We start from the raw sequence: 21,482 nt of genomic DNA, 5'->3' as shown, positions 1-21,482 counted from the left end.
AGTTTTGTTTGTCAGCGTCGATCGTGTTTTTTTCGCTATACTAAAGTGAAGAGAAAGGGAGGAAATGTCATGCGTCGTATTTCATACTCGGTCGGAGGAATCGTGCTTGCGGCATTTTTAATTTGTGGCAGTGTGTTGTTTGGGACGTTGTATTATCAGTTATCTCAAACACGAACGCAGGAAGTAGTGGACGGTTTACTGAACCGAGGAAATACCCATCGTGATGTCCTTGTCGATTCCTATGACCAAACGACAATGCGCCATGTCAGCATGATGGAAGCAGATTCATCTTTTACTGTGGTGATCACTGATGCAGATGGAAAACAACTCGAAGCGTCACGACCTTTGTCGAATGAGATGAAAAGTGTGCTAGAGCATACGGATTTCGATTACCGTCAACAAGGAAAAATCGTGACGATGCGTGACTTTTTAATGACGGACAGTCCCATTACCATCGACGGGAAACATCGGGGGCATGTCTTCATGTTCGCTTCTAAAGCAATCGTAGATCACGTACTTGATCCGTTGAAACAGCAGTTTTTCCAAGTGGGTCTGCTCGCACTATTGTTAGCAGGTGCGGCAAGTATTTGGACGACCCGACTCATCTCTCGTCCGTTGATTCAGATGGAAAAAGCGACGGCACGCCTATTAGATGGAGAAGGTGGAGAGTTGCCGATTGATCGACAAGACGAACTGGGACAATTGGCGCGTTCGATTCAGCAATTAAAACAGGATCTCGATTTTTTGAATCGAGAACGATCCGAATTTTTAGCAAGCGTATCTCATGAATTACGCACACCATTGACATATATAAAGGGATACGCGGATATTCTCGAACGCCAAACGTTGACGCCGGATGAGCAACAACGCTACATTACGATCATTCGAGAAGAAAGTCAGCAAATGAATGAATGGATTGAGCAATTATTTTGGCTAGCACGCATTGATGCGAATGCTTTTATGATGGAACGAAAACCTGTCGATGTCGAAGACTTGATTCATCAAGTGATACGATTGATGCGCCTGGACATCGAACAAGAAAATGTTTCGTTCGAGATAGAAGGTGAGCGATTAGAAGTGATGGGTGACGCTCAGCAGCTCCGTCAGATGATCGTGAATATCATTGAAAATGCACGACGACATACGACGTCGGGAAAAATTATCGTTCGTTATGGTGTCAACGCAGTAGGGGCTTTCATTCAAATCGAAGATACAGGAGAAGGAATCGCTGCAGAATCTTTACCTCATGTAACGAAACGGCTCTACCGAACGGAAGCATCTCGTTCTCGAAAACATGGAGGAACTGGAATCGGACTCTCCATCGTTGAAGCAATTGCTCAGACACATGGAGCAGAATTGAACATCAAGAGTCAGCTTGGATATGGAACACAAGTGACACTGCAGTGGAAGGAGAAATAAAATGCCGCATGTATTGATCGTAGATGATGAACCAAGAATGCTTGAACTGCTCAAACTGTATATTCAGCCGTATGGGTACACGTGTCAGCTTGTGGATTCTGCGCAACAAGCTCTTGATCTCTGCCGTCAGCACGTATTCGACCTGATTTTACTAGATGTCATGATGCCGGATATGGATGGCTGGACATGTTGTCGTCTCATTCGAGAACACTCTAACATCCCAATCTTGATGGTTACGGCTCGGAATCAGCGGGAAGACATCATTCGGACACGAGAAGTAGGAGCGAATGATTACATATCAAAACCGATTCAAGAAGGGGAACTGATCGGGCGAATGGAAGTTTTATTACAGCAACAGTATGATGGTCTATCCTATGACCGGGAAAGCTATCGTTGTAGTTACCTCCAACAAAAGATTTCGTTAACGAAGACGGAGTTTGAGTTGTTAGGTGTATTTTTAGATTCTCCACGACGTGTTTGGACACGCGATCAACTAACGACGATGTTATGGGGAGCGGAAGCGTCTGTAGACGAGCGGACGATCGACTCGCATATCAGACATTTAAGAGAAAAACTACGTGTTTGCGGTTTTCCGATTGAACAGCATCTCGAAACAGTTCGCGGAATCGGATACCGATGGACACACCAATAAAGGGGAAAATCAAAACATGACGACACTCTATTTCGTACGGCACGCACACTCGACATATTCACCAGATGAACGGAAACGGCCACTTTCCGATAAAGGACGAGCAGATGCGATACGTTTACTTGAAACGTTTCAAGAAATTCCAATCGACAGGTTCTACAGCAGCCCGTATCAACGGGCGATCGAGACGATTGCACCGCTTGCAGAGGCACGTCAACAACCAATCATTGAGGTAGAGGAACTACGAGAGCGATTGTTAGCACCGGGAGAGCTTGACGATTTTCAAGCAGCGGTCACATATGTATGGCAACATCCGAATGAAAATCCGTATGGAGGCGAAACGAACAACGAAGCGTCGCAACGCATTCGGCCATTCATCGACGAACTAGTGGAGAAGCATCCTGACGAAATAGTCGTTCTTGGAACACATGGAAACATCATGGTGTTACTCTTAGAAACATTTGATTCGACGTTTGATTACGCATTTTGGAAATCCTTACCAATGCCAGCCGTATGTCGAATGGATGTGAGATTAGGAGAAAAGGCGGACATTCATGTCGTACCACTTTTGACGAATACAAAGTAAAAAAAGAGACGGAACTGATGAGTGAATCAGTTTCCGTCTCTTTTGTAATTGGAGAAATCTTAAGGCGTAGGAACAGCACCTTCATGTTTTCGGATCAAATCAGCTGTTAATTGACCGGACAAGGTGACCATTGGTACACCGCCGCCTGGATGTGTCGACCCACCAACGAAATAAAGTCCTTCGTACAAGTCACTCTTCGATGGAATCTTGAATCCACCATTTTTCTTCCGATCGGCTGCGACACCATAAATCGATCCACCGTTTGGACCGTATAATTCTTTCAAATCCTCTGGGGTAAAGCGATATTCAAACTCGATCGATTCCCGAAGTCCATGAAGTCCCATCCGCTCCAGTTTATCGAGAACGACTTCGCGGTACGCATCCCAGTCGACCTCACCTTTTTGAAGTGTTAGCGGTGGAACGTGTGTCAAGACGAATAAGTTATCCTTCCCTTCAGGAGCTTGGGAAGCGTCGGATTTTGACGAGACACCGACATAAATCGTTGGATCCTCTGGAGGAGTACCTTCTTTGAACATTTGGGCGAATTCACGCTCTGGATTTTCTGAGAAAAAGAAATTATGATGCGCCAGCCCGCGATACTCACGATTTACACCGAGCAATAGGACAAGACCTGAAACGGAAGGGGCAAACGACGCTTGTAATTTTTTTGCCTGTTTCCGGGCTTTTTTCTCCGGAACGATCCGTTCGTAAGTCGGGATGACCTCAAGGTTTGAGACGACGATGTCGGCTGCATGGAATGTTCCGTTTGATAGAACGCCCACCGCTTTTTTATTTTCAAGGACGATTTGTTCAACGGGGGAGTTGAGGTGAACTGTGACACGGAGCTCATCAAGTAACCGTTTCATGGCACGCGCGATTTGATACATCCCACCTTTGACATAATAGATACCGAGACCCATTTGAACATAAATCATCTGATTGAAGACAGCAGGTGCCTGATATGGGTTGGAACCGACATACATGACCATATAGTTGAATAGCTGTTCGAGATACGGATCATTGAGATGTTTTTTGGTTCCGGTCGCAACGGTATTCATCGGGTCCATCTTTAATAAATCAGACATCGTATGGTATTTTTTTAAGTCCTTTAAATCTTCAAGACTGTATTTATAAAAACTGTCGAGACACAAGTCGTACATTTGTTTAGAGTACCGGAACAATTCGACAAAATCAGCCCGTGACGAGACGTGCTCGACTTCTTCGAGCATTCCAGGTAAGTCACCTTTGACATCGATCTTTGTTCCATCCTCAAAGAATGTACGCCATTGCGGTTCAATGCGCTCGATTTCTAAGTAATCATCCAAGTTACGATGAACGCTTGAGAAGAGTTGTTCGAGTACCCAAGGCATCGTTAAGATAGAAGGACCTGTATCGAAAGTAAATCCCTTTCCACTACGTTGATTCAGTTTCCCTCCAACGTTCGCATTCTTTTCAAGCATCGTGACTGCATAACCATCTCCAGCCAAACGAATGGCAGCAGACATACCAGCAAGACCAGCTCCAATGACGATTGCACGTTTCTTCAAATGGATCACTTCTCCTTTAGTAGATGAATGGAATCAATCGTTTTCGTTTTGCAGCCCATACCGTATAGGCGGGTCCAAAACCTTTCGTTAACATCGCTTCTTCGATTCGAATCCGGTAGAGCAAGAAAATGAACATCAGAAGTCCGGAGAGAATGAAAAGTCCGAACTGACCGGTGAACAGGGGGAAGCTCATCGTAATCAACAACAACCCACTGTATAACGGGTGACGTAAAAAGCGATAGGGACCGCTACTGACGAGCTGATCACCAGACGCCACGACGACATGACGAGTGAACTGTTGTTTTAAGTGGAGAATTCCCCATAGGCGTAAGGAAACACCACACCATAATAAAATGCATGAAGAGATGCGCATGACAGAAGAAACAGTTTCATTCGCAAAGAGGAAAGCGCAGACGATCGTTCCGCTTAGGACAAGGAAAATCAAATAAAAACTAACTTGTTCTGCTGCGCCTGACTTAGACTCGGAGCGATTCCGGAAACGAATCATCTCGCCAATCCAGCAGATGCTACCGATACTGAAAATCCATTCCCAAAGTGACACGTACGCTACTCCTTTCTACATCAGAATCATGTTTCGAAAACGCATACATCGTTATTTACCCATTGTAATTCGTCCTTAAGCTACATCTAGAAAACTTCAGAAATACTTCATTTTCATGACAAGCATTCCGAAAGAACCATGTTTGAAAAAAAGAATGGTATTCTAATCTAAAATATGGAATGTAAATATTATTAGATGGAGTGAAAATCGAAAATGAAGAGAAAACAGATATTCATCATGACATTGGCAGTGATAGCTACGGTTACGTCCACGACGACTTACATACCAGCAGTCGATGCATCAACATCTTCTTATCGTCAAGCCAAGACATCCCTTCATTTACGTCAAGGGGCATCACTCGAGCAACCGAGTCTTGCGGTTATTCCGACGGGGATCTATGTGACGGAACTTTCAAAAGTCGGTACGTGGTCAAAAGTACAATATGGTACGAAGATTGGTTATGCGAGTACGAAGTATCTACTGACGGATGAACAAATCGGTGGAAAACGGATCGGTAAGACCCTCATCGCGAATAAGAACTTAGCGCTCCGCTCGACGTACGCTCCTGGTGAGAATCAACAAGCAAGAGCTGCGTTTGAGAAAATGCGTGTAGCGGCTAAAAAAGCGGGGATTACGCTCGTTGCGTTTAGTACATATCGCTCCTATGCCTATCAAAAAACGTTGTTTGATAAATATGTTGCGCGTGATGGATATGAGAAGGCGAGTACGTATAGTGCGGAACCTGGGAAAAGTGAACACCAAACAGGTCTTGCGTTTGATATCGGAGGCGCTGATTCAACAAAATACGCCACGTTTAGCTTTTCAAAAACAAAAGAGGCAAAATGGTTGTTTGCGAATGCTCACCGCTACGGTTTCCATCTCCGCTATCCATCTGGTAAAGAATCTTGGACGGGTTATACGTATGAGAGCTGGCACTATCGGTATGTCGGAGCAACGCTTGCCGCTCGTCTAAAAGTCAGTGGATTAACAATGGAGGAGTATTTCCATCTCGCACCATGGAAACCAGTAAAGGTTTCGACTTCTTAAAAACATGGTAAATAGAGGATGTTGACTTAGTCGGTTATTCGTCTCAGGTGAAAGAGGTGGAACGAATGGCAAAAAAAGATGCGAAACATCACATCATGACGTTTACGTTCAAAGAAGAAGCGACATCTTATCAAGTGTTCAGTGAATTGAAGAAATATCATGCGCGAGGTCAAGTCGATTTCGAACAGATTGCTGTTATCAAGCGAAATGAGAATGGTGCTTTTTCGTTTGAAGATGCTGTGGACCTAAGTGGATCGAATCGCGCCGTCAAAGGTTCATTGATCGGAATGGCCGTCGGTATCTTAGGTGGACCGTTTGGCATCTTGCTTGGTTCAATGACGGGCATGCTGATTGGTGGCTCGAAGGACATGAAGGAAAATCAAGAAATCCAAGAAACATTCAAACGAACACTCGGTGTCATTCCACCTGGAAAAACAGGAATCATCGCGATCGGTGAAGAATTTGAACCATCCGTTCTCGACGGATTAGTGGCGCAACATGATGGTACATTGGAACGAACAGATGAACAGTTAGAGTCGTAAGGTCTTATAGAATCAAAAGGAGCCTATCGCTTTGGTCGCGATAGGCTCCTTTTGATGTGCATTTACTTAGTTATACGTTCTTTTTTTGCTTTTTTGAAGAAGAACAATTCATAGACGACAGGAACGATGATGAGCGTCAACAACGTAGAGGTAGTTAATCCACCGATGACCGTCAAGGCAAGACCTTTTGAGATCAATGTTCCTGAAGAAGTCGTTAATGCGAGTGGCACCAATGCCATGATTGTTGCAAATGCGGTCATCAGGATTGGGCGTAATCGCGTTTTACCAGCTTCAATCAATGATTCTCGAATCGGCATACCACGTCCGACGTTTTGACCGATGCGGTCGACGAGAACGATTGCGTTCGTGGTGACGATTCCGATCAACATCAGGAAGCCGATCATGACACTGACAGACAATGGTTCATTTGCAAGGAAGAGCGTGACGAGTGAACCAATCGGAACAAAGATCAGAGAGGACAAGATGATGAACGGAATCCGAGCTTTTCCGAATGTGATCAACATTGTCAGGTACACGAGTCCGATGGCAACGACAATCGCAATTCCGAGTGATTGGAAGATTTCGACCGTATCATCATTTCCACCACCACTTGTCAGTGAGACACCGTCTGGTAAATCGATTTTTTCGACGTCAGCTTTTACGGCATTCGATACGTTTTGAACGTCGTCTCCTTTGACTTGTCCAGATACGCGAGCATATACTTTTCCGTCGAGTTTCTGAATCGATGTGAAGGTCTCGACTTCATTGACGTTCGCGACATCTTTCAAAGCAACAGGACCGTTTGCTGAGAAGAGTTGGACGTCTTCGAGATCTTCTTTCGAGACGAGTCCTTCTTCATAAGATAATTGTACGTCTTGATCCTTATTATCGAGATTGAGCGTTCCGACCGTGACTGGCTTCGTTTGATCGTTGACGGTACCGAGAATCTGGAAACCAGATAGTCCACGATCACTTGCTTTCTCAGGATCGATTTCTACGAGATACTGCTTTTGTTTTTCGCTGAAGTTGTTCGTGATATATTTCAAATCATTATTTTTCGACATGTTATCCTCGACGAGTTTTGCCGCCTCTTGAAGGGCTTCGAGATCGTTCGAGAACAAGTCGACATCGACGTTGTTATTCGATGGAGGACCACCTGTCGATAGTTCAGCCACACTGATTTTGACATCGACGTTTTCATCTTGAGCAATGTCTTCCATCTGTGTCTCAAGTGATTTGATCGTTTTCTCGACGTTTACGCCGTCTTTTAGATTCAAGAAGTAACTTGCTTTATTATCGAGACGTAAGCCTGTCGTGAAGTCACGCGCTCCGACAGAAGTCGTCACGTCAGCAATGGCTTTTTCTTTATCAAACATTTTTTCCATCTCAAACGAGACGTCACTTGTTTTTTCAAGTGATGTCGCAGCCGGAAGTTCAAGCGATGCCGTCAAGGTCTTCGATGCCTCGTTCGGAATGAACGTAAAGCCGAGACGCGGTACGATCGCTAGGGAACCACCGAGAAGGATGAACGATACGACCAAGATAATCGCCTTGTGCGAGAGTGATTTTTCAATCAGCTTGCCATACCAACGTTGGAGAGCGCCTTCTTTTTCTTCTGCTGGTACCTTTTTGAAGGCAAACTTCGCGAGAATCGGTACGATCGTGATCGCAACGAGTAGTGAAGCAAGTAATGAGAAAATAATCGTCAAAGCGAACGGTAAGAAGAACTTACCAGTAATCCCACCGACAAATCCAATCGGTAGGAAGACGACGACGGTCGTCAGCGTCGATGACGTGATTGCTTTTAGAATCTCTTTTGTCGATTGTTCGATGATCTCATCCGTCATACCAGATTCGGATTTTCGGACGCGCCGGAAGATGTTCTCGATGACAACGATACTATCATCGACGACACGACCGACTGCAACAGCCATCCCACCAAGTGTCATGATGTTCAGGGAGATATCTTGCCAGTTCAAGAAGATAGCGGCGATGAGTAATGACAATGGAATCGAGACGATGGCGATGATCGTCGCGCGGATGTTCCGCAAGAATAAGAGTACAGCGAGTGATGCGAAGAGGGCACCAAGTAATCCTTCTTTGACGAGTGTCGCAACGGACTCCTCGATATCCTTCGCTGAATCAATCCCAATCGTATAGTCGACTTGGTCGTCATATTTATTGAGGATCTTCGTGACTTCATCTGCGATTTCGACCGTATTGGCATCTTGTTTTTTCGTGATCGCCATCGATAAGGAATCTTTTAAATCGTAACGTGTTTTTTCACTTTGTTGTGAGACGGCTTCGATTTTTGCGATATCCTCTAGGCGAATCGGTTCTACAGGTTCAGAAGCCTGATCTGCAGCTGCACCACCTGTTGTACTTGGTGGTCCTTGCGTTGCCCCTTGTGGTGGACCGCCAGCAGATGAACCACCTGTTTGACCGTTACTTGATGAACTAGCCGCACCTGCAGCAGGTGTCAATTGTAGATTTTTTAGTTTATCTAGATTTTCTAATTTTTCCTCAACACGAATCGGAATTTTCGAATCGTTTTCTGATAGCTGACCAGATGGGAACGAGACATACTTTCCATTGATTTGTTCCTTGATGCTTGAGAGCGAGAGACCCGCTTCCGTCGCTTTCTCCTTATCGACGGTGATTTGAACGAGATCATCCTTATAGCCACCAACCGACACGCTGTTGATGCCTGGAATCTTATTAAGTTCAGGTTCGATATCTTCCTTTAGAATTTTTTCGATGTCTTTGCCATCTTTGCTAAAGAAAGAGATATTATAGATCGGGAACGATCCAAAGGACAGACGATTTAATTTCGTCGTTGCTTCCTCCGGTAGATTCGCATCTTGGATGGCAGCATCGATTTGTTGTTCGACCTTATCCATATCAGTATCGAATGGGAATTCGATGTTTAAGATACCGATACTTTCATAAGAAGAGCTTGTTAGCTTGGTAGCCCCTTCAATTCCTTTAAGGGAAGTTTCAAGCTTTGAGACGACTTGTTTATCGACATCGTCAGGTGATGCACCAGGGTAAACCGCTTCGATTGAAATCTGAGGAAACTCGATTTCTGGGAACTGATCGACTTTTAATTGTGAGAAGGAATACACGCCTCCTAAAATCAATAGGATTGCAATGATGAAGACAGCAACCGAGTTCTTCAAACTAAATCGAGTTAAAAAGTTCATATGAACGCTCCTTTCTTTTATATGTGCTTATTTACATAGTAGAGGACACTCATAGAACCCGCAACTTTAAAACTGTTTTTATTTAAAAAGATCTTTTTGAAAAAAGATGAATTTTTTTGTTAAAAAGGCTTTACACTTTTCGATATGCTGCTATAATAAAAACATACCCAGTAACAACACAGCATGATTCTGTAGCTCAGCTGGGAGAGCGCTACCTTGACAGGGTAGAGGTCGCTGGTTCGAGCCCAGTCAGAATCATACCGAAATCGTTCCTTTTCGAAGGAGCGATTTTTTTGCGTTAAAAAACTATTCCCGAAATCAATCAGGAATAGTTGGAAGGGAGGTAAATTGTTTTATTGAATTTCGAGGTGAAGATCGCCACGCTTCGTCCACCCTGCGACGGTCGTCAATCGATAGAAGACGAGCGTCAAGACGCCAGGTAGAACGACACCAGTCAAGAAGAAGACGAGGAACGCCTGAGGACCTTGGTTGACGAAGATATTGAGTGGGGCAATCATCGAATTTAATCCAAGTCCTGCGAGTTCGTACGGTACTTTCAAAGAGAGAAGAAGCGTCGCGACAGGAGCTGAAATCATCGCTGCGAGAAACGGTGCAACGACCAGACGAGGATTTTTAACGATATTCGGGAATTGTACTTTAGGTGTTACAAAGAATGAAGCAATCAAACCACCTGGATCCGTCTGACGGTATGCCATCAACGTGAAGCCGACGAATTGAGCGGAACAGCCAATCAGCGCAGCGGCACTTGCTACAGGATCAAGTTGCAAAGCGATAGCGAGTGCAGCGGACGAAGCAGGAGACATCAATAAGACACTAAAGATGAGTGCGATGACAAGAGAAGTTGCGATTGGAGATGATTCAACGGATGCTGTGATCATGGCACTGAATTTTGTAAGGAGTGGTGTCGTGACGGCAGCAGCACCGATTCCAGTCACGCCGCCAGCAAGGACAGCACTCATCGGGATGACCATCATGTCAAATTTCGTTTTTCCAGTCATACGTTTTCCGACGTATACAGCGACGGCAGCTGCGAGTAACGCACTGATCGGCTGACCGGGTACAAGAACGAGTCCAGAAGCAGTTGATTGAAGAGCGGCACCACCGATCGTCGCTGCGATCATCGCGCTGAACAGGACAAGTGTATTTCCTCCGAGCTGAAAGGCAATACCGGCACCAAGTGCAGGGGCGAGTAGTACTTTTGCGACACCACCAATCGTCAGTAGCATTTGGATATGTAGAAGATTTCCGAGTGTCTCAATCAGGAGTCCGACACCGAGTGTTACAAGAACGGCATTTGCCATTCCAGCTGATACTTTTACCATTCGATCCATCGCATATTCTTTCAACGTTGTCATCCTCTCTCTATCTATCTCTATTTTTTGCCATGAAAAAAGCCTATCCGTTTTTGGGATAGGCGCCACTCATTCTGTGCGGGCGCCTCATTCGATGCATCGAAAGAAGGGCCCAAAAATCATTTCCGTTTCATCATCGGAAAAGTTTTCAGTCCCTCATGCATAGAATAATCAGTCGACCGACTTGGTTAAATGGCTGTTGCGTCGGAATCATTTGATCGTGCCCCTCTCTGTGAATTTTTCTAAGCCTAACATGCTCTTGGGTAATAATCAATATTTTCTGACAATTTATTTTTTCCTGAAATCTGACAGGAATTCACGGTATCATCTGGAAATCCTAATGTACCAACAATGGAGGCGTTTACATGAAAGTGATGCTTTTTACAGATATTCACGGCAATGCATCAGCTTTGCGTGCGGTTTTGTCCTATCTTGATCAACAATCAGATATCGATGCCGTCTATTGTCTCGGTGATCTTGTCGGCATTGGACCAGAACATAATGAAGTCATTGATCTATTGAAGCAACGACCTGATATTCAAACGATTTCTGGGAACCATGATGAATGTGTCCTTGCTTTAATCCATGGGGAGACCTATCCCGATAGTTACCGCCATGCGAAAGAGCACCACCAATGGATCGCGGATACGTTGACACAAGAAAATAAAAAGTATTTGGAACGTTTACCGCGTGTTTTAAATGTCATGCATCAGGAACAATCGATGCACCTGACGCACTATGCTTATGCCGATCAGACGAAGAAGATTGGTGAAGAACCCTTAAAGCAAACAGTGGATGGAACGAAAGACAACTTATCCGTCTTGTTTGCTGGAAGTGAGGCGCGGATCATTGGTTTCGGTCACCATCATCCAGCGCAACAAGTCGAGACAGAGCAAACGCTCTTTATTAATCCAGGTGCACTTGGATGTCAGCAAACAGCTATTGCTCCAGTAGCAATTATTGATTGGGAGAAGGATCAAGTCCGTTCAGAAATCCTGAAGCTTTCATATGATGATCGACCATTTTTAGACGTCCTCAATACGACGGAGATGCCGGAACGTGAGTTGATGCGCCGACTCTTCTTCGGTAGTAGAACATGAAAAAACCTTCATGAGTAGTTCATGAAGGAATTCAATCAAGACGACAGTTTTGTCATGATTGAGATGAGACATACGACAATCAGTAATACGATACCGATGTTTCGTTTCAATGGATGGCGTGACCAGTAAAAGAATAGAGCAAGGACAGGGGCCACAAAAAAGGCAACGATGAGACTGATTAATGTTGCAAGAAACAATACAAACATCCAAAGTTTGCTCGTTATCCGGTATACCTGCCACATGTCGTAAAGCGACATGAGTGTATAGGCGAGTAACACGAAGATGATTCCGGTCGATAAACTCAAAGTGATCATCACTCCATTCTCTATTTAGTATAAGGGAGGAAGCGAGAATGATTACACGACTTGAAGTAAAAAACGTGACGAATCGATGAACGTACGATTATATGCTGTAACGAAAGAGAAAGGGGAAGGCACCTATGTTAAATATCTATCGTCGTTTTTTTCTGTTTCCGGATATTTTGATCATGCTCGTATTACTGATTGCGGTCAGTAGTTATGTCCTTGCTCAGCCGTTTCATTGGTCAATTTTACTGTTCTTTTGTCTTGGATTGATCGTCTTTAGTTTCAGTGAATATTTGACGCATCGTTTTTTGTTCCATTTACCACCGCCTAAAAATGTGCTTGGACGAAAATTATTGAAACGACTTCATTACGATCATCATGCGCATCCGAATGAACTGCATCTGTTGTTTTTACCGGTCTGGTATTCCTTGCCGAATCTTGGTTTCTTTGCGGCGCTGACCTATTTTCTGACGCAATCTGTCGTTTCGACAGCTGCAGCCGCGAGTGGATTGATCGTCATGTTGCTTGTGTATGAATGGAAACATTACGTGGCACACGTTCCGCTGAAACCGAGAACACGCTTTGGGAAATGGATGAAAAAGACGCATCTGTTACATCATTTCAAAAATGAACACTATTGGTTTGGTGTATCGAATCCGGTGGGAGATTGGTTATTTGGTACTTTGAAGGATGAAAAAACAGTTACTTCTAGTCAAACGGCACGGAATTTAGAAAAGAATCGAGAATATGAAAAACCGCCGATCCACTGACCGGCGGTTTTTTGATTCATAAAATACGTAGCATGGCACGACGAATCGTATCGAGCTCAAGTGGATGCGCAATCGATGGCCATTCGGCAATCAATGCGATATACGTCCGGAAAATCAGAAATGCTGTGACATCTACTGGTACGTCACGATCATTTTGTCCAAGGCGAGTCTCAAGGAGCGTTTTAAGATATTCGACGACATGCCGTTCGATACGTGTCCGTAGTTCCTGCATTTCTTGTAATTTGAGATTACGTGTTTCTTCAATGATTTGAAGAATGAACAAATGTTGTTGCTGATGATAGACGATAGCATCGATCATTGCTTGTTTATTTTCTTCTACCGTCGCATTTTCGACGTAAGCGCGTTCTGCTTCTTCTTTCATCTCTTGCAGCACACGGGTTACGAGCGATTCGAACAAGTTGAGTTTACTTTCAAACAGTTGGTAGACGGTCGGTTTTCCGACGTGAGCGCGTCGGGCGACACGCTCGATCGTCGTACCCTTATAACCAAGTTCAGAAAAGCAAGCCATCGCTGAGTCTAGTATCAGTGTTTCTTTATCAGACTGTGTCATGTTGTTTTCGTCTCACTTTCGTTGAGAGTAGAATCCGCTTGGCTCCGAGCCCTCCAACGAAGCTGATGATCAATGCGACGACTAGGATGGTCGCGAGGACTTGACTATTTGAGATGAGAGTGTCCGTCACACCGAGTCCAAGGGCTTCACGGAATCCACCGACTGAATACGTCATTGGTAAGAAGGCGTGAATCGCTTGGAAGAAGCTTGGCGTCATCTCGACTGGGAACGTACCGCCACTACCACCGATTTGAAGCAGAAGTAGTAGGAAGGCAAGGAATTGTCCGACGCGACCAAGTAGCATCGCGAGCGTGAACAGAATCGTGATGAACGTCATACCTGTTAAGGCAGCGAATCCGTAGAGTGCAGGAACGCTCGCGACATCAGAATCGAGAACATAGACGATGGCCGTAGCTGCTGCGACACCTTGTAATGCGCCGATCGGTAAGATGAGTGATAATTTACCGACGAGGAATCGCCATGTCAGACTCTCGCCATGTTCTGGACGAATCTGGTAGACAGACGAGAACATCAAGGCACCTGCGAATAAGGCGATACTAAGGATGTAAGCTGATAAACCAGAACCGTAGTTGTTGACCGTCGAATAGTCATGTTCTTTTAAGACGACAGGTTCTGCGAGCATATTGTCCCGCTCTTTCGTGGGCTTGACAGTGGCGTCTTTAGCTCCTTTGCTAAGCTCGTCCTTCAACGTTTTAGCCCCATCTTCAAGTTTCGTATTGGCATCCGCGATTTTTGAAGCCCCATCGGTCGTTTTACCGATACCGTCTGTAATCGTAGTTGAACCAGATGCCAATTGACCTAACCCGTTAGTTAACGCGCTAGCTCCTGTTTGGAGTTGGTGTGTGCCATCTGAAAGTTGATTAGCTCCGTCAGCCAGTTGTGTACCGCCTGTTGCCGCTTTATGCACGCCTGCAGTATATTGACCGAGTTTTTCATTGAATGTCTTTTGTCCGCTTGCTAATTGTTGTGCGCCAGATTCGACTTGCTTCGCACCGTCGACGAGTTTTACTTGACCTGCGTTCAGTTGCGATACGGCGGACTCGACTTGCTTACCGCCAGCAGCAAGTTGACCGATTTTTTTCGTCGCTTCGGTTGCTTGAGCAAGACTTTGATCGATTGCCCCTTCTTGCGCAGCGAGGCTTTTAATATTTTCTTCTAACGTTCCAATTGTTCCAAGTAACGTTTGTTTCTCCTCATCTGATAATTGATCAGAAGCGGAAATAACTTGTTTTAGTTGAGCGGCATTTGCTTCAAGCGCTTCTCGACGCGCACGTAGATCTTGTTTAGATTGTGCAGCATCTTGATTCAATTGATTTAATAATGCATTAGCTGCCTGAGCTTTCTCGTCCAGTTGATTTAATCCGTCCGTCAACTGAGGAATTTTTTCGTTGAGCTGAGCCGTACCCGCAGCCAGTTGCTCTGCCCCTTGACGGACTTGTGTCGAGCCACCGCTGAGTTTTGTTGCTCCGTCTTCTAGTTGCGCGGCACCGGCTTGCAACTTACCACCATTTTCGTCTAGCGTGTTCAACCCAGAAGACAACTCACCCGTTTTTTGAGCGAAGAGAGCAGTTTTTTCGTCGAGTGTCGTGACACCGTCACTGAGTTTTTTTGAACCTTGATTTGCTTCCCCGAGCTTTTCAGATAGTGTCAGACTGCCATCCGCAAGTTTTCCGAGGTTCGTAGCCAGTGTTTTAGCACCATCCGCTGTTTTGTGGTTGCCATCTTCTAGTTTAGAAGAACCGTCCGATGCCTTTTCCATACCGTTTGCAATTTTCTTTAACGCACCGAAGATCGCACTACTGTATTGTTTTGTCACGGATTTACGGATCTTTTCGTTTAATTGTTTGGCAGCCGTACTCGAAATTTGTGTGCCCGAGTAGTTTTTGGCTGGGTTCAAGTAATATTCCAACTCAATCTTTTTTGGATGATCATCGAGTAGTGTCGTTGCATTTTTAGAGAAATTCTTCGGGATGACAACCGTCATGTAGACTTTTCCGTCGCGTAGTTCTTTTTCGGCTTTGTCCTGAGACAAGAACTGCCAATCAAAATCATCATTTTTTTTGAGTTTGTCGACGAACTGATCCCCGATGTCGACTTTTTCTCCTTTAAACTTCGTTGCTTTGTCTTCGTTGACGATAGCAACCTTAATATCTTCTGTACGACCGTATGGGTCCCAGAATGCAGATAAGAAGATGGAGTTGTAGAGAAACGGTACGAGGATGAGGGCGAGAATGACGACGATCATCATCGGACTCTTCAATTTCTTCCATTCTGAGCGAAACATAAATACAAATCCCCTTTCTAAAACTCAAAACTAATTTGAGTTTTAGGTTTTGATGAGGTTTACTTTACTCTCTTCATTAAAAAAAAGCAATCGATAATCTTGATTTCACATAAAAAAGACGACTCGCAGGGAGTCGTCTCGAAAAAAGCGAGTTAAGGGAGCAAAAGTAGTTTTCCTGTGCTGCGTCGGCTTTCCAAAAAGTCATGTGCCGCTTTGCCATCAGATAATCTGAATGTTGTAGGCGAAGACAGGGTGAGATGATTAGATAGAATCCAATCAAATAATTCACCGGATCTACGGATGCGTTCTTCAGAAGATGTTAATACGTTCCAAAGATCACCACCCGTCAATGTTTTGGACGTATCCATCAAAAAGCGGGGATCAACAGGTGCAGGATCACCGCCTGCCATACCGTAGAAGACAACTGTTCCATGGACTTTTGTGACATGGAAACTATCCATTAAGGTAGAACCGATAGACTCATAAACGACATCGACCCCTTTACCAGAAGTTTGCGCGAGTACGTGCTCGACCCAGTTCTCTGAATATAAATAGACAGATTCACAGCCAGCAGTTTTAGCAATCCGTGCTTTCTCAGGAGAAGACGTTAATCCAATCGGAGTTGCCCCAAGCAACCGAATGAGCTGTGTCAACAACTGCCCAACGCCACCGGCAGCGGCATGAACTAAGACGGTATCCCCCGGTTGGACATGATAGCTATCTCGAGTTAAATAATGCGCTGTTAACCCTTGTAATAAGACAGAAGCTGCTGTTTCGTATGAGATACCATCAGGAAGCGGAATCAATTTATCAACGGGTGCTGCGACGTACTCAGCGTTCGCAAGCGGAACGTCCGCAAAAGCAACTCGTTGACCTACATGGAATGTTGAAACGCCTGCACCGACCGCTGTGATGATTCCAGCTCCTTCATACCCTAAAATATAGGGAGGCTGACCTTCTAAATGATAGTTTCCTTTTCGGCGATAGATGTCTGCAAAATTCAGACCGATCGCTTTCATTTCAATCAGAACTTCCTGTTCAGTGATTGTTGGCGTTGGTACGTCTTCGAAGCGTAATACATCAGAACCTCCAAATTCGTGGAAAGTTAATGCCTTCATCTCAACACATCCTTCTTTTAAATCTGCTTTTAGTATAAGGCAGAACATCTGAAAATGATGGACAGATGCGTTACACTAGAAAAAAAGAGGAAAGAAGGGACGTTATGAAACGTGTCTTAATGGGAGGAATTCGTTTTTATCAGAAAGTCATCTCTCCCATGAAGCCAGCCACATGTCGATTTTATCCAACATGCTCCCATTACGGGATGGAGGCGATTGAACGTCATGGTGCAGTAAAAGGGAGTTATTTGACGACGCGTCGATTGTTACGGTGCCAACCGTTTCATCCAGGTGGTCTCGATTTCGTTCCAGAACCTGATCAATTTAGTTGGAAAGCACCGCTGCAACGGGAAAATCCGCGGGAGAAGGCGGAAGAAACGAAGGAGTAAGTCATGTGAAGGTTCTCTTTTGTTTAATGAAGTAAGAACAAATAAAGGGACGTATGTTACCGGAAATTACCGATAACATACGTCCCTTTTTGTTCTATTTACAGACGATCATAGTTTACCCGTTAAAAACTGTGCTTCGCCAAGACCGAAGCTCCAGTCGGCTGCATCATTTTCGACGATCGACACCATCAAATCAGTCGGTGCGAGTCCGCAGTTTGCTTGTAAGCGTTCGGCGAGTAAGTGGTAGAGACGTTGTTTTTTCTCTTCCGTCCGCGTTTTACTCGTTACACTAATAAGAACGATATCTTTACTCCGTTCAAATCCAAGTCCTGTATCTTGAATGACCATCTCATGTGCTTTATGCGTATGCACGATTTGATAACGATCGCGCTCCGGCACATCAAATGCTTCGACCATCGCATCGTGTGCGGTGTCGAGTAACGTTTTTAACTCTTCTTCTGAACGTCCTTCAATGACGTCGAATCGTAATAACGGCATGTGAAATCACTCCTTAACAAAAGTATGTAGAGTAGGGGGAAAACCCTACTCATATATTACTCGAAGAATGGTTTGTATTGACGACGATCGTGCATGACAGACAACCATTGGACAGTCGAGAATTCTTCAAGTACCCACTCACCGTTGAAGCGACCGAGTCCTGAATCTTTTTCACCACCAAATGGCATATGTGGCTCATCGTTGACCGATTGATCGTTGATGTGAATCATACCTGTCTCGACTTCAAGCGCAAAGGCAGTCGCGCGTTCAATAGAAGAACCATGGACAGCGCCACTCAATCCGTATGGAAGTGAGTTCGCGATTTCGAGTGCCTCTTCATCCGTATCGAACGGGATGATGACAGCAACCGGTCCGAAGATTTCATTTTTAGCGAGTGGCATATCATTCGTAACACCAGTGACGACAGTAGGTGCGATGACGTTATCTTTTGCTTCGCCGCCGACACGAACGGTTGCACCCGCAGCTTTTGTTTTCTCGAGATCTTCAAGAATCCGTTCAACTTGTGATTGGTTGATGAGCGGTCCGACTTGTGTCCGCTCATGTGATGGATCACCGTATTGTAGCTCTTTTACACGAGCAACGTATTTCTCGACGAATTCATCATGAATCGAAGAAGCGACGAGAATTCGGTTCGTCGACATACAAATTTGACCTTGGTGATAGAACTTGCTGTAGACAGCAGATTCGACCGCGCGATCGAGATCAGCATCATCAAGTACGACGAAGACGTTGTTTCCGCCAAGTTCAAGCGCTGTTTTCTTTAGATGTTTACCAGCAAGTTCACCGATATGACGACCTACTTCAGTTGATCCTGTGAATGAAATCAAACGTGGTACAGGATGTTCGACGATAGCATCACCGATTTCTGAACCGCGACCGACGATGACATTCAAGACACCTTTTGGCAATCCAGCTTTTTCAAACAGACTAGCAAAAATCAATCCGCCTGAAACAGGTGTGTCCGTAGCTGGTTTGACAACGACTGCGTTCCCGATGGCAATAGCAGTAGCGATCGACCGTACAGCTAAGTGGAACGGGAAGTTCCATGGACTGATGACACCGATGACGCCAAGTGCTTTACGGTAGATCCGGTTTTCTTTACCTGGTACGACCGATGGACGAATTTCACCGTGCATCCGAAGTGGGAATGTCGCAGCTTCCTTGACGATCAAGACAGAAGCAAGGAATTCGCCTTCCGCTTTAATACGTGTACTTCCTGACTCTTTGATTAACCATTCGATGATCGTTTCTTTCTCCTCGTACAAGACTTTCAAGAAGTTTTCGATCAAGCCTTGGCGTTTTAAGGCAGGAACTTTCGCCCAGTCTTTTTGAGCGACTTGAGCCGCTTCATATGCGTCATCTAAATCTTGTTGATTCGCTGCAGAGATTGTAAAGAGCTCTTCACCCGTGAAAGGATTCGTGTTCGTCATGTTGCTGTCACTTGCGCCTGTGCGCCACTGACCGTCAATATAAATTTTCGTGAAATCTGTATGCAATGTAGCTTCGTTTTGTTGAGCCATATCATTTCATCTCCCATTCGTTTTCATAACAATTAAGTTATTCACGTTATGAAAAGAAGTAAAACACATCCGTGCACTTCGACCAAACATATTGCTCGAAGTCAGTCAGTCAGATGGGTTTTAAAGCGCTTTAAATCAGGAAATCAATCAGTATAGTGCTATAAAAAGGAGGAATTTTATTTTGAAGAAGCTGAAAGTCCTGTCTCGAGAAATCAATTGGTGGTGGCCATTGTTATATGGTCTCATTGGGATTGGTTTGACGGGAATCGTGACGTGGTTAGATGTGTATATATCAGACTGGTTTCCAAAAGAGTGGCAAACGACACTTGGCTTAGCGCAGACGATCCATAGTTCGGTCTTTACCGGACTGCTCGCCATGATGACATTCACGTTCTCGACCATCCTGGTTGTATTGACGACCTATTCATCACAGTTCTCACCTCGGACATTGCCTAATTTCATCGAGAATCGACAGGTGCAACACATCTTTGGCATATTCATTGGAGCGGTCAGTTACTCGATGACGATGCTCTTTTTCCTTCGTCCGGCTTTGAAGACGAGTGTCGTCGCTTCAACAGTAGCGGTTCTCGTCGTGTTGATATCGATCGTGGCATTCGTCGCATTCATTCATATCGTCAGCCAGTCGATTCGCGTGACGACATTACTGGATCGATTACACGAAGAAGGGAACGAATTATTGAAACGGCAAGTCGAACATCTAGAATCGGGAGAACAAAAGATTACTGAAAGAAAGATGACGACAAATTATCCACATCTTATTCAGGCAACTCGAACCGGATATATTCAAGCAGTCGATTATGATGCTTTTGATCAGAAAGACCGCGTGTATATTGATCGAACGGTCGGCTCATTCGTAACAGAGGGAGAAGCCATCGGACGGGCGACTTGCCGGGATATCAATGAAAGTATCTTAATTGGGCCGACGAAATCTTCAGAACAGGATTTTGCATTTGTTCTTGAAAAATTAAGTGAAGTTGCTTTACGTGCGATTTCTCCAGGAATCAATGATCCGAATACAGCGAGACATGCGGTTCGGATCATTGGTGACTTAATGCGACAGTATGCCGTAATACCAGATGGTGTACTAGTTGTTGGAAAGGACCAGCAACATATCATCGTCAGGGAAACCTACCAACAATTGTTGTACACGACGTTTTATCAACTCCGACATTACGGAGCAGAGGATATTTCAGTTCTCGCAACGATGCTCGAGTCGCTTGTAACGATGAAGCGGCAAGCCTTACCTGCTCACTATGAAACGATTCAACGATTCATTCCATACATCTGTTCGGAAGTACATTTTAAAACAATGAACGACTGGGATCGTGATTTTTTACAAAATCAAATCCATCGGGCGTTGAATGAAACTTTTGTCTCCCCTTCGACGTAAAAAGAGCAAGAGAATCAAAAGAAGGGAGGAATAGAAAGTGACAATCTTGTTATGGAGTCTGATCGTCGTCTGTTTTCTAGTCGCTTTTGCAGGTCTCGTGTATCCGATCATCCCAAGTGCGCCGATTTTAGTAGTTGGTTTTTTGATTTATGGATTCGGATTCGGGTTCTCTGAACTATCGATTAGTTTTTGGGTGATTCAAGCGATTTTCATCATTCTCTTATTCACACTCGATTATCTCGTCAGCGCCTACACCGTCGATCGACGAGGAGGCTCACAAGCGGCTAAGATTGCAACGACAGTCGGATTGATTGCGGGACCGTTTATTTTGCCAGGTATCGGATTATTAATTTTCCCGTTCGTCTTTGCCATCTTGACGGAAAAAATCATTAGTAAAAAGACATGGCAAACCTCGGTTTCAGTTGGGATCGGAACAGTCCTTGGTATCCTATCAAGTGCCTTGTTAAAGGGAATCGCGATGTTACTGATGATTGTAATCTTTATTCTCTATGTCGTCTGACGGTCTGAAATGATGTCTTCAAGTAC

General features: G+C 44.7%; 20 protein-coding genes and 1 tRNA gene. 11 read left to right on the top strand and 10 right to left on the bottom strand.

What is annotated here, in order from left to right; translation table 11 throughout:
• Positions 1–69: 69 nt before the first annotated feature.
• From KNQ14_RS13295 to KNQ14_RS13285, 3 genes are read left to right on the top strand one after another with little or no spacing between them, the layout of a single operon-like run.
• Positions 70–1,419, top strand: a complete 1,350-nt coding sequence (locus KNQ14_RS13295) for a HAMP domain-containing sensor histidine kinase (protein ID WP_214861291.1) — start codon at positions 70–72, stop codon at positions 1,417–1,419.
• A gap of 1 nt (position 1,420) precedes the next feature.
• A complete protein-coding gene (locus KNQ14_RS13290; RefSeq protein WP_023467148.1) occupies positions 1,421–2,071 on the top strand; it encodes a response regulator transcription factor in 651 nt (216 codons plus the stop codon).
• A gap of 16 nt (positions 2,072–2,087) precedes the next feature.
• A complete protein-coding gene (locus KNQ14_RS13285; protein ID WP_023467149.1) occupies positions 2,088–2,654 on the top strand; it encodes a histidine phosphatase family protein in 567 nt (188 codons plus the stop codon).
• Positions 2,655–2,713: 59 nt separating this feature from the next.
• Here the strand turns inward: KNQ14_RS13285 and KNQ14_RS13280 are convergent, their stop codons facing one another.
• Complete coding sequence (locus tag KNQ14_RS13280; protein ID WP_023467150.1) at positions 2,714–4,201, bottom strand: phytoene desaturase family protein; 1,488 nt, start codon at positions 4,199–4,201, stop codon at positions 2,714–2,716.
• A 16-nt stretch (positions 4,202–4,217) separates the two neighbouring features.
• On the bottom strand, positions 4,218–4,763 hold the full coding sequence (locus KNQ14_RS13275; protein ID WP_023467151.1) for a methyltransferase family protein: 546 nt from the start codon (positions 4,761–4,763) through the stop codon (positions 4,218–4,220).
• A gap of 237 nt (positions 4,764–5,000) precedes the next feature.
• On the opposite strand from KNQ14_RS13275, the gene KNQ14_RS13270 reads away from it, so the two are divergent.
• Positions 5,001–5,810 carry a M15 family metallopeptidase gene (locus KNQ14_RS13270; RefSeq protein WP_214749714.1) on the top strand — a complete coding sequence of 270 codons (810 nt, stop codon included), beginning with the start codon at positions 5,001–5,003 and terminating at the stop codon, positions 5,808–5,810.
• A 65-nt stretch (positions 5,811–5,875) separates the two neighbouring features.
• Positions 5,876–6,352 (top strand): hypothetical protein, encoded by a 477-nt coding sequence (locus KNQ14_RS13265; protein WP_050678087.1) that lies wholly within the window; start codon positions 5,876–5,878, stop codon positions 6,350–6,352.
• Positions 6,353–6,414: 62 nt separating this feature from the next.
• Here the strand turns inward: KNQ14_RS13265 and KNQ14_RS13260 are convergent, their stop codons facing one another.
• Positions 6,415–9,555, bottom strand: a complete 3,141-nt coding sequence (locus KNQ14_RS13260) for an efflux RND transporter permease subunit (RefSeq protein ID WP_214749711.1) — start codon at positions 9,553–9,555, stop codon at positions 6,415–6,417.
• A 185-nt stretch (positions 9,556–9,740) separates the two neighbouring features.
• Between KNQ14_RS13260 and KNQ14_RS13255 the strand changes: the two genes are divergently transcribed.
• Positions 9,741–9,813: transfer RNA gene (locus tag KNQ14_RS13255), tRNA-Val, on the top strand.
• Between the two features lie 95 nt (positions 9,814–9,908).
• Here KNQ14_RS13255 and KNQ14_RS13250 read toward each other — a convergent pair.
• Entirely contained in the window at positions 9,909–10,931 is a 1,023-nt protein-coding gene (locus tag KNQ14_RS13250; RefSeq protein WP_029340800.1) for a PTS sugar transporter subunit IIC, read from the bottom strand.
• A gap of 362 nt (positions 10,932–11,293) precedes the next feature.
• Between KNQ14_RS13250 and KNQ14_RS13245 the strand changes: the two genes are divergently transcribed.
• A complete protein-coding gene (locus KNQ14_RS13245; protein ID WP_214861289.1) occupies positions 11,294–12,028 on the top strand; it encodes a metallophosphoesterase family protein in 735 nt (244 codons plus the stop codon).
• A gap of 35 nt (positions 12,029–12,063) precedes the next feature.
• Here the strand turns inward: KNQ14_RS13245 and KNQ14_RS13240 are convergent, their stop codons facing one another.
• Positions 12,064–12,342, bottom strand: coding sequence for a hypothetical protein (locus KNQ14_RS13240; protein ID WP_023467158.1), 279 nt, complete (start codon positions 12,340–12,342; stop codon positions 12,064–12,066).
• A gap of 125 nt (positions 12,343–12,467) precedes the next feature.
• Between KNQ14_RS13240 and KNQ14_RS13235 the strand changes: the two genes are divergently transcribed.
• Positions 12,468–13,103, top strand: a complete 636-nt coding sequence (locus tag KNQ14_RS13235; protein ID WP_058713857.1) for a sterol desaturase family protein — start codon at positions 12,468–12,470, stop codon at positions 13,101–13,103.
• Positions 13,104–13,119: 16 nt separating this feature from the next.
• Here the strand turns inward: KNQ14_RS13235 and KNQ14_RS13230 are convergent, their stop codons facing one another.
• The 3 genes from KNQ14_RS13230 to KNQ14_RS13220 all read right to left on the bottom strand — a co-directional run bounded on the left by KNQ14_RS13230 (position 13,120) and on the right by KNQ14_RS13220 (position 17,097).
• The gene (locus tag KNQ14_RS13230) at positions 13,120–13,674 is read right to left on the bottom strand and encodes a TetR/AcrR family transcriptional regulator (protein ID WP_214861287.1); all 555 of its coding nucleotides are present in this window, start codon (positions 13,672–13,674) and stop codon (positions 13,120–13,122) included.
• A complete protein-coding gene (locus KNQ14_RS13225) occupies positions 13,661–15,979 on the bottom strand; it encodes a YhgE/Pip domain-containing protein (protein WP_214861285.1) in 2,319 nt (772 codons plus the stop codon). The genes KNQ14_RS13230 and KNQ14_RS13225 overlap by 14 nt, the downstream gene beginning before the upstream one ends.
• A 152-nt stretch (positions 15,980–16,131) precedes the next feature.
• Positions 16,132–17,097, bottom strand: coding sequence for a quinone oxidoreductase family protein (locus KNQ14_RS13220; RefSeq protein ID WP_055966633.1), 966 nt, complete (start codon positions 17,095–17,097; stop codon positions 16,132–16,134).
• Positions 17,098–17,201: 104 nt separating this feature from the next.
• Here KNQ14_RS13220 and yidD point away from each other — a divergent pair, with 104 nt between their 5' ends.
• Positions 17,202–17,486 carry a membrane protein insertion efficiency factor YidD gene (gene yidD / locus KNQ14_RS13215; protein ID WP_023467166.1) on the top strand — a complete coding sequence of 95 codons (285 nt, stop codon included), beginning with the start codon at positions 17,202–17,204 and terminating at the stop codon, positions 17,484–17,486.
• 108 nt (positions 17,487–17,594) lie between these two features.
• Here yidD and KNQ14_RS13210 read toward each other — a convergent pair whose 3' ends face one another.
• Positions 17,595–17,984, bottom strand: a complete 390-nt coding sequence (locus KNQ14_RS13210; protein WP_035398885.1) for a tautomerase family protein — start codon at positions 17,982–17,984, stop codon at positions 17,595–17,597.
• A gap of 56 nt (positions 17,985–18,040) precedes the next feature.
• On the bottom strand, positions 18,041–19,525 hold the full coding sequence (locus tag KNQ14_RS13205; protein ID WP_081637438.1) for an aldehyde dehydrogenase family protein: 1,485 nt from the start codon (positions 19,523–19,525) through the stop codon (positions 18,041–18,043).
• A 181-nt stretch (positions 19,526–19,706) separates the two neighbouring features.
• Here KNQ14_RS13205 and KNQ14_RS13200 point away from each other — a divergent pair, with 181 nt between their 5' ends.
• Positions 19,707–20,936, top strand: coding sequence for a DUF2254 domain-containing protein (locus KNQ14_RS13200; protein ID WP_214861283.1), 1,230 nt, complete (start codon positions 19,707–19,709; stop codon positions 20,934–20,936).
• Positions 20,937–20,973: 37 nt separating this feature from the next.
• A complete protein-coding gene (locus tag KNQ14_RS13195) occupies positions 20,974–21,456 on the top strand; it encodes a DUF456 domain-containing protein (protein ID WP_023467174.1) in 483 nt (160 codons plus the stop codon).
• Positions 21,457–21,482 lie beyond the last annotated feature (26 nt).

The organism is Exiguobacterium sp. s161 (genome assembly GCF_018619045.1).
In the GTDB taxonomy this organism is placed as follows: Bacteria; Bacillota; Bacilli; order Exiguobacteriales; family Exiguobacteriaceae; genus Exiguobacterium_A; species Exiguobacterium_A indicum.
Note: the sequence above shows the minus strand (reverse complement) of the source record. Positions and strands in the feature narration are given on the sequence as shown.

Bases quoted from the DNA above. Each gene is read 5' to 3' on its own strand.
- KNQ14_RS13295 (WP_214861291.1), top strand. From the start codon at position 70: ATGCGTCGTATTTCATACTCGGTCGGAGGAATCGTGCTTGCGGCATTT.
- KNQ14_RS13260 (WP_214749711.1), bottom strand. From the start codon at position 9,555: ATGAACTTTTTAACTCGATTTAGTTTGAAGAACTCGGTTGCTGTCTTC.
- KNQ14_RS13270 (WP_214749714.1), top strand. From the start codon at position 5,001: ATGACATTGGCAGTGATAGCTACGGTTACGTCCACGACGACTTACATA.
- KNQ14_RS13225 (WP_214861285.1), bottom strand. From the start codon at position 15,979: ATGTTTCGCTCAGAATGGAAGAAATTGAAGAGTCCGATGATGATCGTC.
- KNQ14_RS13240 (WP_023467158.1), bottom strand. From the start codon at position 12,342: ATGATCACTTTGAGTTTATCGACCGGAATCATCTTCGTGTTACTCGCC.
- KNQ14_RS13210 (WP_035398885.1), bottom strand. From the start codon at position 17,984: ATGCCGTTATTACGATTCGACGTCATTGAAGGACGTTCAGAAGAAGAG.
- KNQ14_RS13205 (WP_081637438.1), bottom strand. From the start codon at position 19,525: ATGGCTCAACAAAACGAAGCTACATTGCATACAGATTTCACGAAAATT.
- KNQ14_RS13250 (WP_029340800.1), bottom strand. From the start codon at position 10,931: ATGACAACGTTGAAAGAATATGCGATGGATCGAATGGTAAAAGTATCA.
- KNQ14_RS13235 (WP_058713857.1), top strand. From the start codon at position 12,468: ATGTTAAATATCTATCGTCGTTTTTTTCTGTTTCCGGATATTTTGATC.
- KNQ14_RS13245 (WP_214861289.1), top strand. From the start codon at position 11,294: ATGAAAGTGATGCTTTTTACAGATATTCACGGCAATGCATCAGCTTTG.
- KNQ14_RS13285 (WP_023467149.1), top strand. From the start codon at position 2,088: ATGACGACACTCTATTTCGTACGGCACGCACACTCGACATATTCACCA.
- KNQ14_RS13220 (WP_055966633.1), bottom strand. From the start codon at position 17,097: ATGAAGGCATTAACTTTCCACGAATTTGGAGGTTCTGATGTATTACGC.
- KNQ14_RS13290 (WP_023467148.1), top strand. From the start codon at position 1,421: ATGCCGCATGTATTGATCGTAGATGATGAACCAAGAATGCTTGAACTG.
- KNQ14_RS13265 (WP_050678087.1), top strand. From the start codon at position 5,876: ATGGCAAAAAAAGATGCGAAACATCACATCATGACGTTTACGTTCAAA.
- yidD (WP_023467166.1), top strand. From the start codon at position 17,202: ATGAAACGTGTCTTAATGGGAGGAATTCGTTTTTATCAGAAAGTCATC.
- KNQ14_RS13230 (WP_214861287.1), bottom strand. From the start codon at position 13,674: ATGACACAGTCTGATAAAGAAACACTGATACTAGACTCAGCGATGGCT.